Source organism: Corallococcus sp. CA053C (assembly GCF_003611675.1).
Classification (GTDB): domain Bacteria; phylum Myxococcota; class Myxococcia; order Myxococcales; family Myxococcaceae; genus Corallococcus.
Map to the genome: position 1 here is coordinate 1 of NZ_RAWA01000340.1, position 10914 is coordinate 10914.

7 protein-coding genes are annotated in these 10914 nt (G+C 70.8%); 3 read left to right on the top strand and 4 right to left on the bottom strand.

Annotated features, from left to right (window positions below):
* Window positions 1–126 precede the first annotated feature (126 nt).
* On the top strand, window positions 127–879 hold the full coding sequence (locus D7V97_RS32490) for a 1-acyl-sn-glycerol-3-phosphate acyltransferase (protein ID WP_120614505.1): 753 nt from the start codon (window positions 127–129) through the stop codon (window positions 877–879).
* Window positions 880–967: 88 nt separating this feature from the next.
* On the opposite strand, the gene D7V97_RS32495 is transcribed toward D7V97_RS32490, so the two are convergent.
* Window positions 968–3136: a glycosyl hydrolase family 18 protein gene (locus D7V97_RS32495; protein ID WP_120614506.1), complete on the bottom strand. Its 2169-nt coding sequence runs from the start codon at window positions 3134–3136 to the stop codon at window positions 968–970.
* 413 nt (window positions 3137–3549) lie between these two features.
* The gene (locus D7V97_RS32500) at window positions 3550–4557 is read right to left on the bottom strand and encodes a fatty acid desaturase family protein (RefSeq protein WP_120614507.1); all 1008 of its coding nucleotides are present in this window, start codon (window positions 4555–4557) and stop codon (window positions 3550–3552) included.
* 306 nt (window positions 4558–4863) lie between these two features.
* Here D7V97_RS32500 and D7V97_RS32505 point away from each other — a divergent pair, with 306 nt between their 5' ends.
* Window positions 4864–7446 (top strand): response regulator, encoded by a 2583-nt coding sequence (locus D7V97_RS32505; RefSeq protein WP_120614508.1) that lies wholly within the window; start codon window positions 4864–4866, stop codon window positions 7444–7446.
* A complete protein-coding gene (locus D7V97_RS32510; protein WP_120614509.1) occupies window positions 7443–8582 on the top strand; it encodes a class I SAM-dependent RNA methyltransferase in 1140 nt (379 codons plus the stop codon). The genes D7V97_RS32505 and D7V97_RS32510 overlap by 4 nt, the downstream gene beginning before the upstream one ends.
* A gap of 25 nt (window positions 8583–8607) precedes the next feature.
* On the opposite strand, the gene D7V97_RS32515 is transcribed toward D7V97_RS32510, so the two are convergent.
* Window positions 8608–10206, bottom strand: a complete 1599-nt coding sequence (locus tag D7V97_RS32515; protein WP_120614510.1) for an ATP-binding protein — start codon at window positions 10204–10206, stop codon at window positions 8608–8610.
* Window positions 10207–10480: 274 nt separating this feature from the next.
* A partial coding sequence (locus D7V97_RS32520; protein WP_120614511.1) for a TIGR02266 family protein occupies window positions 10481–10914 on the bottom strand: 434 nt, incomplete at its 5' end.

Consider the following 10914-nt stretch of genomic DNA (forward strand, 5'->3'; position numbering starts at 1 on the left):
GGCAGGGGAGGGCTTCAGGACGGGCGCTGACCTGTCCTGGCGGGCAGGACTACATCTTCGGATGAACGCGGATCCGTTCCGCCCCGGCTCGCGTGGGGGCGTCCGGGAAAGGAAGTGGGCCGACACGTGCTACGAGTTCTCTTCGCCCTGATGTCGCTCCTGCCGCGAGGCCCGCGCCGGCACGTCGTGCGCGGCCTGATGCACGCCGTGTGGGGCACGCTGTCCCACGCGAAGGTGTATGGCCTGAAGGACCTGCCGCCGGGGCCCTGCCTCTTCATCTGCAACCACCTGTCCAACGCGGACGGCTTCACGCTGTACCGCGCGCTGCGTCCCCGGCAGGTCGTCTTCCTGGCCGGCGTGAAGCTGCACGGCACGGTGATGACGCGGCTGGCGGCGGAGACGATGGACACCATCGACATCACGCCGAACTCGCCGGACATCGAGGCGCTGCGCCGCTGCGTGGACCTGCTCAAGGGCGGCCAGTCGGTGCTCATCTTCCCGGAGGGCGGGCGCAGCCGCACCGCGGGCATGCTCCAGGCGAAGAAGGGCGTGGGCCTCATCGCCAAGCGCGCCGGGGTGCCCATCGTGCCGGTGGCGCTGACGGGCACGCAGAAGCTGATGCCCATCAACGACTCCGACATGGGCGGCGAGCGGCTCTACCACGCCGACGTCACCGTGACCTTCGGGCCCGCCTTCCGCATGCAGGACCTGGAGCCGGAGCTGGTCGGCGCCACGGATGCGCGCCAGGCGCTGGTGGACGCGATGATGCGCCGGGTGGCCGCGCTGCTGCCGCCGGAGTACCGCGGCGTCTATGCGTCAGGCCCCGAAGCCGTGGCCCCGTCCGAGCCGCCCTCCGCCGCACCGCCGCCGCCCGCGTAGGAAGGCCGGCCTTGGGAAACGAAGACGGCCGCGCGGGCAGGGTGCCCACGCGGCCGCTCTCGTCACGGGTGGGGGCCCGTGGCTTGCGCTACTGGAGGAACGCCTTCTTGACCTCGGTGAGGAGCGGGTTGGTGCCCGTCACGGGGTCGGTGCAGCCCTGGTTGATGGTCCAGATGATGGTGCCGCCGTAGCCGTTGGCCTTCGTGTACTGGCCCTTGGCCTGGATGGCCTCCGGACCGTCGTACGAAATCCAGCGCACGGTGCCGTCCTCCACGGGCGTGGTGAACGTGACGTAGTTGGCCTGCGCCGCCGCGTCCCACTTGAGCGTGCCCGTCTTGGAGAGCTGGAGGATCTTCTTGTACGTGAAGGAGTTGTCCCCGCCCACGTAGTCGGACCAGTTGGTGAACGGCTGGCGCGGGCCGGTGATGTTGCGCCACGCGAGGCCGTAGAACGGGATGCCCATGCCCAGCTTCGCCTTGGGGATGCCCGCGTTCACCCACGCCTTGAGGCTGGACTCCACGGACGTGGGATGGGTGCCGGACTCGCCCGTGAGCGCGGACGTGAACCACGAATCCCAGCCGTCCCAGACGCCAATCATCTCGTAGGACATGACGTTGACCTGATCCAGGTACGTGGCGAGCTGCGGGTACCACTTCAGCTCCGCGTCGGAGCTGAAGTTGTTGTTCACCCAGCCAATGGGGAACGTCAGCAGCATGTTGGGCCGCACCTGACGCAGCCGCTGCACGAGCGCGAGCAGGTTCGGCTTGTCCGCCTCCTCCACCGGCTCCCAGTCGATGTCGAGCCCGTCATAGCCGTGGTCGTCCATCACCTTGAGCAGGTTGGTGACGAACTTCTCCCGGTTGGCGCTCGTGGCCGCGCCCACCCAGCCGGCGTGCTCGCCCGCGCCGCCCACCATGATGATGGCCTTGCGCCCCGCCGCGTGCGCGCGCGTGGACAACGTCTTCGCCATGGCGGAGCCGTTCGAGTTGTCGAACACGGCACTGACCGTGCCGTCCGCCTTCGGCGTCACGCGCCCGACGATGATGTGCGTGAGCGCGGTGAAGTCCACCTTCTCCGGCGGGTACTCATCCGCGTTCCAGCCCGTGTAGTAGCCGGACACCCACTTGTTGGTGCTGCCCACCGGGCCCGTCACGGTGATGTCCGCCAGGGCCTTCTTCGTCGTGTCCGCGCTGCTCGCCGCGACGACGTGGTAGCTGCCCGCCGTCTGCGGCGCGGTGTACGTGCCGCTGGAGGTGATGGTGCCGCCCGTGGCGCCCTCCTGGATGGACCAGGTGACGGCGGTGTTGGTGGCGCCCGTCACCATCGCGGTGAAGGTCTGCACGCCGCCGCGCGCCAGCGTCGCGCTCAACGGGGTGACGGTGATGCTCACGCCGGTGGGCGCCGTGCGCGTGCCCGACACCGCGGCGGAACGGGCGCTCTCCCCGGCGGTGTTCAACGCGGTGACGGCGTACCAGTACGTCGTGCCGGTGACGGCGCCGGTGTCCTTGTAGGACGCGGCCGTGACGGGCGCCGAGGTGAGCTTCGTGTACGTGCCCGCCTGGGTCGTGGCGCGGTAGACGTTGTAGCCCGTGGCGCCCGTCACCGCGCTCCAGCCGAGCGCGATGTCCGTCGAGGAGCCCGTCGCCTTCAGGCCCGTGGGGGCGGCAGGAGCCGTGGTGCTCGCCGCGAGGCGGATGTTGTCGAAGTTCATCACGGGCCGCGTGAGGCCCGCGTTCTCCATCACCACGAAGCCGCTGAGGCTCGCGTTCGCCGCGCCCAGGTTCGTCAGGGGCACGCGGCACAGCGTCCACGCGGAGGCCTTGAGGGTGCCGCCCGCGCAGAACGGGTTGAGCGCGATGGGCGTCTTCTGGGCGGTGCCCACCGTCGCATAGACGGCGAGCGCGGGGTTGTTCGTCACGCCCGGGTGCACCTGGAGCTCCACGAAGCCGTAGCCCGTGGTGGAGACACCCGCGTGGTGCAGGTACACGCCCTTCCAGGGGCCGAACGTCGCGGAGAGGGAGCGGGTGCCCGCGAACACGGGGCTCGTCGCCGTGAGGCTGTGCGTCGCATAGGACCAGTCTTCCCAGCCCGTCCCCATGGCGTCGTCGTACAGCGTGGTCGCGCTGGCGAGCGCGTCCTGCTGGGAGGCCACGAGTGAGTCCTCGTCGCCCTCGGTGGAGGTGAAGTCCGGGGCACCACCACAGCCGGTGTGCACCGCGCCCAACGCCAAGAGGAAGCCCATGAGCTGTCTTCTCAAGTTTGCTCCTGTCGCCAGGTGGAGGAGGTGGTGCCGGGGGCAAGGCCTGTCCTGCCCGCGGCGCGTGGCAGGACGCCCCCGGTCACCCTGCGCCGCGCCGGAATTGGCGGGCGTGCAACGGGGGACCTGGCGATCGCGGGCTGACAAACACCGCAGTCGTCCGTCTGCGTTCAAGGCATGGGGTGGGGTCTTTCGGCACGTCCCAGGGACGCCCGGCCGGTGCGCGGACGGCCTCACGGGCGTCGGGTGTCAGAGTGAAACAGGCCTGGAGACCGTGGAGGCAGGCGGGCTCTCCCCGCGCCTGGAGGCGCCTCAGGCGCGCCTCCAGGGGGAAGGTGCCCGCGCCGTCACACGCGGGACTTCAATTCTTCATCAACGACGGACGTCTGTCTTTCGACGTCAGGCTTTCGACGTCAGTCTTTCGGAGCCGACGTGAGGAACTTCCAGGCGCTGTCCTGGCCCTGGAGGTACGTGCGGAAGTGGTTCTCACCGGGGCGGTAGAGGCCCGTCTGCTTGAGCCGCTGATGCAGCTCCGGCAGGTGGTAGTAGGGCACCGACGGGAAGAGGTGATGGGAGAGGTGATAGCCGGCGTTGAAGGGCGCGATGAAGAAGCGCTCGAACCACGTGGGCGCCTCCACGTCGCGCGTCTCGTGCGTCTCGTCCTGGGTGGCCGGCGTGAAGGGGTGCTCCACCACCGCGCGGATGCGGAAGGCGATCATCATCAGCGTCAGCGACGGCAGCGACCACAAGAGCAGGTAGTGCAGCCAGCCGCCCGCGAGCGTGAGGCCCGCGATGAGGGCCACCAGGAACAGCGCGTAGCGCACGTGCTCCGCGCGGGAGACGGGCGGGCCGCCCTTGCCCGACAGCCGGCCCGAGTAGGACCAGGGGATGATGATCTTCATGTGCGAGGCGGTGAAGACGCCCACCATGTCCCCCAGGAGCACGCGCGCGGTGCCCCAGCGCGTGCGCGGGAACATCCACGCGTGGTCGCGCTGCGCGGTCCGCCAGTACGGGTCCTGGGGCGTGTTGACGAAGCGGTGGTGCTCCACGTGCTCCTTGCGGTAGCCCGCCGTGGTGATGTTCGTGGGGAACGCGCACAGCACGTCCGCCACGAAGTCGTTCGCCGCCCGGTTCGTGAAGAGGTGGTAGTGCGACGCCTCGTGCACCAGGCTGAGCAGCGCGTGCTGGCGCGTGGAGATGATGACCGCGGCCAGCACCCACGCCCACCACCGGTCCACCTGCACCACGAACGCTATCGCCAGCGCGATCATGATCCACTGGCGGGCAATCGCCCACGCGCCCCGGAGGTTGGTCACCGCCGACAGCTGACGCACGCTGGCCGTCAGCGACTTGCGGTCGAACACACGGGAGGTGACCGCTTCCGCATCATCCAGCGACAACCGTTCCGGAACGGCAAGCATGGGCACAGACCTCCTACGTGGGAGTACACTGTCAAAGCGGTAATAATATCATATCACGATAATCAAGAGGCCGGAAAGACCCGCCCGGGCTTCCGGCCGGAAGGCACTGGGACGCGGGGGGCGGGCAGGTGTTGAGTGGTGCCCAGAAGGCGGCCTTCCAGGGGCCCTTGCGCGCGCTAAGGCCGTGCGCTCCTGCCTTTTGACCGGTGTGCTGGGAGTGTTGTCCGTACACTGGATTTGAACGCCCTTTCCGCGTCCCGCGGCCCCAGGAAAGGCCGGGAGGTCCCAGTCCTCCCCGGTGATTGGATGCAGGCATCCTTCGACTTCCAGAAGCTCTTCGAGCTCTCCCCCAACCCGTACATGCTGCTGGACCGCGAGCTGCGGTACGTGACGGCGAACACCGCCTACCTGCGCGTCACGGCCAGCCGGCTGGAGGACCTGGTCGGGCGCAACGTCTTCGAGGCGTTCCCCAACGACCCGGAAGACCCCGCCAACAGCAGCGTGCGGATGCTGCGCGACTCGTTCCTCCGGGTGCTGACGGAGGGGGTGCTGGACACGCTGGCGCTCATTCCCTACCGGGTGCCCCGGAGGACGGACGCGGGCGTCGTCGTGGAGGACCGCTTCTGGAGCGCGACCCACACGCCCGTATTGGATGAGCGGGGCCAGGTGGCCTTCATCCTCCAGCACACGGTGGACGTGACGGAGCTGCAGCAGCTCAAGCAGGCCGTGCGCGAGGTGGAGCAGGCGACGCAGGCGCAGCTGGAGGGCGGGGTGTTCCTGCGCGCCAAGGCGGTGCAGGAGGTGAACCGCACGCTCTCCGACGAGCGCAAGCACCTGCGCCGGCTGTTCGAACAGGCTCCGGGCTTCATGTGCTCGTTGAAGGGGCCGGAGCACGTGTTCGAGCTGATCAACCGCGCGTACCTCCAGCTCATCGGCCACCGGGACATCCTGGGCAAGCCCGTGCGCGAGGCGCTGCCGGAGGTGGAGGGGCAGGGCTTCTTCGAGCTGCTGGATCAGGTGCTGCGCTCCGGTGAGCCCTTCATCGGTCGGGGCATGCGCCTGATGGTGCAGCGCGTGCCCGGGGGCCCGCTGGAGGAGGCCTTCCTGGACTTCGTGTACCAGCCCGTCATGGAGGCCGACGGGAGCATCTCCGGCATCTTCGTGCAGGGCAGCGACATCACCGCGCAGAAGCGCGCGGAGCAGGAGCTGGCGCGCCACCGCGACCACCTGGAGGAGCTGGTGCGCGAGCGCACGCGGGCGCTGGAGGAGAGCGAGGCGGAGCGCCGCCAGACGGAGGCCGCGCTGCGCCAGGCGCAGAAGATGGAGGCGGTGGGGAAGCTGACGGGCGGCGTGGCGCACGACTTCAACAACCTGCTCCAGGTGGTGAGCGGCAACCTGCAACTGCTCCAGCGCGACCTGGCGGGCGACGCGAAGGCGCAGCGCCGGCTGGAGGTGGCGCTGGGCGCGGTGGAGCGCGGGGCGCGGCTGGCCTCGCAGCTGCTCGCCTTCGCGCGACGTCAGCCGCTGGCGCCCACGCCCCTCAACCTGGGCCGGCTGGTGCGCGATATGGACGACCTGTTGCGCCGCGCGCTGGGCGAGGACGTGGAGGTGGAGACGGTCATCGCGGGCGGGCTGTGGAACACGTCGGTGGACCGCAACCAGTTGGAGAACGTCATCCTCAACCTGGCCATCAACGCGCGCGACGCCATGGAGGGCCGGGGCAAGCTCACCATCGAGGCGGGCAACGCGATGCTGGATGACCACTACGCGCTCCTGCACCCGGAGGTCACCGCGGGGCAGTACGTGCTGCTGGCCGTCTCCGACACGGGCTCCGGGATGACGCCGGAGGTGATGGAGCGCGCGTTCGAGCCGTTCTTCACGACCAAGCCGGAGGGCCGGGGCACGGGCCTGGGGCTGAGCATGGTGTACGGGTTCGTGAAGCAGTCCGGCGGCCACGTGAAGATCTACAGCGAGCTGGGTCACGGCACGTCGCTGAAGCTCTACCTGCCGCGCACCTTCCAGGCGGCGGTGCAGCCGACGGACACCCCGGGCGGGCCGGTGGAGGGCGGCACGGAGACCATCCTGGTGGTGGAGGACGACCCCGCGGTGCGCGGCACGGTGGTGGAGGTGCTGACGGAGCTGGGCTACCGCGTGCTCAAGGCGTCGGACGGGCAGAGCGCGCTGGCGGTCATCCAGAGCGGCCTGCCGGTGGACCTGCTCTTCACCGACGTGGTGATGCCCGGGCCGGTGCGCAGCCCGGAGCTGGCGCGGCAGGCCCAGGCGCTGCTGCCGGACCTGGAGGTGCTCTTCACGTCGGGCTACACGGAGAACGCCATCGTGCACGGCGGCCGGTTGGACCCCGGCGTGAGCCTGCTGAGCAAGCCGTACCGGCGTGAGGACCTGGCGCGGAAGATCCGCGCGATGCTGCGCCAGCGTGAACAGCGGATCGCGGCGAAGGCCGTGAAGCCGTCCGCGGCCACCCCGCCGCGAGTGACGGAGGCTGAATTGAACGGACCCCTGCGCATCCTGCTGGTGGAGGACGACCCGGACATCCGCGAGTCCGCCTCCGAATTGCTGACGGACATGGGGCACGGCGTGCGCGCGGTGGAGAGCGGGGAGGCGGCGCGCACGGCGCTGGGGGAGGCGCCCTTCGACGTGCTCTTCACGGACGTGACGCTGCCGGGCATCTCCGGCGTGATGCTGGCGCGCGAGGCCGTGAAGCAGTATCCGTCCCTGCGCATCATCATCGCGTCCGGGGATTCGCGCGCGGTGTCGACCGAAGGTGGCCGGGAACTGGAGCGTGTGGTGTTGCTGCCCAAGCCGTATGACCTGAACCAGATTGAGCGCGCGCTGTCGCAGGCCTCCGCCGCACGGACGCGGCCCGCGTGACGGACGCACAGCCCCGACAGGGCGAGGAAGTCATCTACGTCGCGACGCTGCCCGGACTGGAGCCCGCGCTGGAGGCGGAGTCCCGCGAGTGCGGTCTGGCCCCCCGGCGCGCGGAGGGCGGCGTGGAGTTCGTGGGCCCGGCGGGCCTGCACCAGACGGCGAACCTGCACCTGCGCACCGCGAGCCGCGTGCTCTTGCGCCTGGGCACGTTCACGGCGCCGACGGCGGAGGGGCTGGTGCGCGTGCTGGCGCGGCTGCCGCTGGAGGGCCTCTGGGATGGCAGGACGCCGCCGAAGTTGTCGGTGAGCCTGCACCGCTCCGTGGCGCCGGGGCCCAACGTGGTGCTGGAGTCCGCGGCCGTGGCCTGGGGCCTGCCCGAGGTGGGGCGCGCGGGGCACCTGGATGACGAGGGTGGAGGGCCGGGGCTCACGCTGCTCGTGCGCGGGGAGGGAGACCGGTGGACGGTGAGCGCGGACACCTCCGGGGCGCCGCTGTACCAGCGCGGCTACCGGCAGGAGGTGGGGCGCGCGCCGCTGCGGGAGACGCTGGCGGCGGGCATCCTCCGGCTCGCGGGCTATGGCGGGGACGTGCCGCTGGTGGACCTGATGTGCGGGTCGGGCACGTTCCTGGTGGAGGGGGCGTGGCAGTCGCAGCAGCGGGCGCCGGGGCTGTCGCGCGCGTTCGCCTTCGAGTCCTTCCCTTCGTTCGACAAGGAGGCCTGGGCCCGCCGACGCGCGGAGGCCGAGGCCCGGATGTTGCCCGCGCCGCGCGTGCCCATCCGGGGCTACGACATCAACGCGGGTGCGCTGGGGACGGCGCGTCGCAACGCGAAGCGCGCGGGGCTCACGCTGACGCTGGAGCGGCACGACCTGCGCACGTTGCAGGCGCCGCCGGGAGCGCCGGGGCTGGTGGTGGCGAACCCGCCCTACGGCAAGCGCGTGGGCGAGGAAGAAGACCTGCCGGGCCTCTACCGTGCGCTGGGCGCCACGCTGCGCGGCGCGTTCCGCGACTGGCGCAAGGCGCTCATCGTCCCCGAGGACGCGAAGCTCGTGGCGGCGCTGGGCCTGGAGGGCGCGCGCCAGTTGCCGGTGCAGAACGGCGGCCTGCGCTGCCTGCTGGTGCTGGCGGGCCCGTGATGCGCGGGCCTGGAGTGGCTCTTCGTTAGAGCGGTAGCACCAGCTCGAAGCGGGCGCCGCCCTCGGGCCTCGCGCCCGCGCGCACCTTGCCTCCGTGCGCGAGCACCACGCGGCGCACGATGGCGAGCCCCAGGCCTCGCCCGTTGGCTCGCGTGAGGAAGAAGGGCTCGAAGACGCGCTGCGGATCCACGCCCGCGATGCCCGGGCCTTCGTCCTCCACCACCAGCGACACGCCTTCAGGCACGGTCCGCACCGCCACGCGCACCGTGCCCTTCGCGGGTGAGGCCTGGAGCGCGTTGCGCATCAGGTGCGTGATGGCCAGCTGCAACAGCGTCTCGTCACCGGCGAGGTCCGGCATGTCCGGCGCCTCGTCGAAGACGACGTGCGGCGTGGGCAGGTCCTCGCGGCCGTGGAGCTGGCCGAGCGCGCGGTGCACCAGCTCTCCCAGCTGCACGGGGCGCGGCCGGGGCTCCAGCGGACGCACCGTGTCCAGCAGGTCGCGCACGATGTCCTCCAGCCGGATGGCCTCCTCCTCCAGCATCTCCACCGCGGCGGCACCAGAGGGCCCCAGGCGCGGCTCCCGCTTGAGCACCGCCACCGTGTTGAGGATGGCGCCCAGTGGATTGCGCACCTCGTGGGCCACCACACCCGCGGCCTCGCCCAGCGCGGTCAGCCGCTCGCTCGCGACCAGCTCACCTTGCAGCCGTGACACCTCCGCGAGCCGTGCCTCCGCGGCGCGGTGGTGGCGCACGTTCTCCAGCGCCCCGCCGATGAGCTGTGCGAACAGCTCCAGCGCGCCAGCGTTCGCGGGCGTCAGGATGGGGGACTGCACCGCGAGCACGCCGAAGGGCTCGTCCCCCACGAAGAGGGGCGCGTCCAGCGCGCGCGAGCCCGGGGGATAGATGCGCTCGATGCTCTCCGCCACCTCCGGCGAGTGCAGCTGGCGCGCCATGGTGAACGCATCCGGGTGGAAGACCGCCTTGCGCCGGGTGAGCACTTCCTCCAGGTGGGGCATGGCCGCGCGCGGGAAGCGCACCGCGTGCACGGGCTGACCATAGAGCCGCTCCGCGGCCGCCAGGCTCTCCGCCTCCTGGCGCATCGGCCCGTGGCGCAGGAAGTCCCCCTCCAGCAGCATCACGGAGACGTAGAAGCCCTGCCGGTGCACGGCCTCCACCGCCAGCTCCAGCACCGCCGTCTCGTCGCGGCAGCGCAGCAGCTCCGCCGCGGTGGATACCAGCACCGTGGACAGCTTGCGCACCGCGTCCCCGCCCTCGGCGTCCAGCAGCAGCACGAGCTGCTCCTGGGCGATGCGGCCGGGACCGGTGATGAGCGACAGCATGTGACGACGGCCGTCCGCCCCCCGCATCCGCACCCAGGCCGGTTGATCCGGCAGGGGCTCGCCTCGCGCCAGCGCCCGGGACATCGGCTCCACCCACGCGCGCTCCTCCGGACTGAAGCGGGCGTTGAACTCCCCCACGGACGGCAGCTCGCCTTCACGCAGGCCCAGCAGTGCCCTCAGGGCGACATTGGTGAACACCAGCTGGTCGCCCTGGACGACGAACAGGGGCACCGGCAGCGCCTGGAGCAGCCCGTCCAGCGTGGCGGGCGGGGAAGGAGGGCTCACGGCGTCCCCTGGGCGACGCCGACCGCTTCCCCGTTCGCATGCCGCGCCGACGCGCCGGGGCCAAGGCCCCGAGGCAATCGCCACGCGCGTGCGCCGTAGGAAGGGGGGAAGACGTTGCTGATCCGGGAGGACACCTTGAACTTCATGAACGAGTTGGACCGCGGGGACCTGGAGTTGAAGTCCGTCATGGCGGTGATGGTGGCCTTCGTGGCGATGGCCGGGGTCTTCCTGGGCCAGTTGTTCTAGCCCGTTTCCGGGCCCGGCGCGGACCCTATCAGGGCTTCTTCGGACGGCGGATGTACTGCTGGATGAACTCGCGCTCCTCGGCGCGCAACGCGCTCAGGCGCAGTCCGTAACCGCGCGGGTTCTTGCCGTCGTCCAGGGAGTTCTCCCAGATGACGGAGCTGCGCAGGGTCATCACCCGCTCCGGATCATCGAACCGCAGCGTCAACTCCACCTGCGTCCCCAGTCGCAGCGGCCGGTCCGTTCCAATGAACAGGCCCCCTGATGACAGGTTGATGATGCGGTGGTCGGTGAAGATGCCCGTGTTCTTCATCGTCACCCGCACGTCCGCGTGCAGCCGGTCGTCCGAGCGGCGCTCCAGGCCCACGAACTCGGCGCTCGAATAGGTCGGCGGGGGCGGCGCGGGCGGCGGGCGCCGGAACGTAGGCGCGGGAGGCGGCGGTGCCGGAGGCGGCGGTGCCGGAG

What these genes read in the sequence shown, in the direction of transcription:
- D7V97_RS32500 (WP_120614507.1), bottom strand. Translation starts at nt 4,557, where the DNA reads ATGCTTGCCGTTCCGGAACGGTTGTCGCTGGATGATGCGGAAGCGGTC.
- D7V97_RS32505 (WP_120614508.1), top strand. Translation starts at nt 4,864, where the DNA reads ATGCAGGCATCCTTCGACTTCCAGAAGCTCTTCGAGCTCTCCCCCAAC.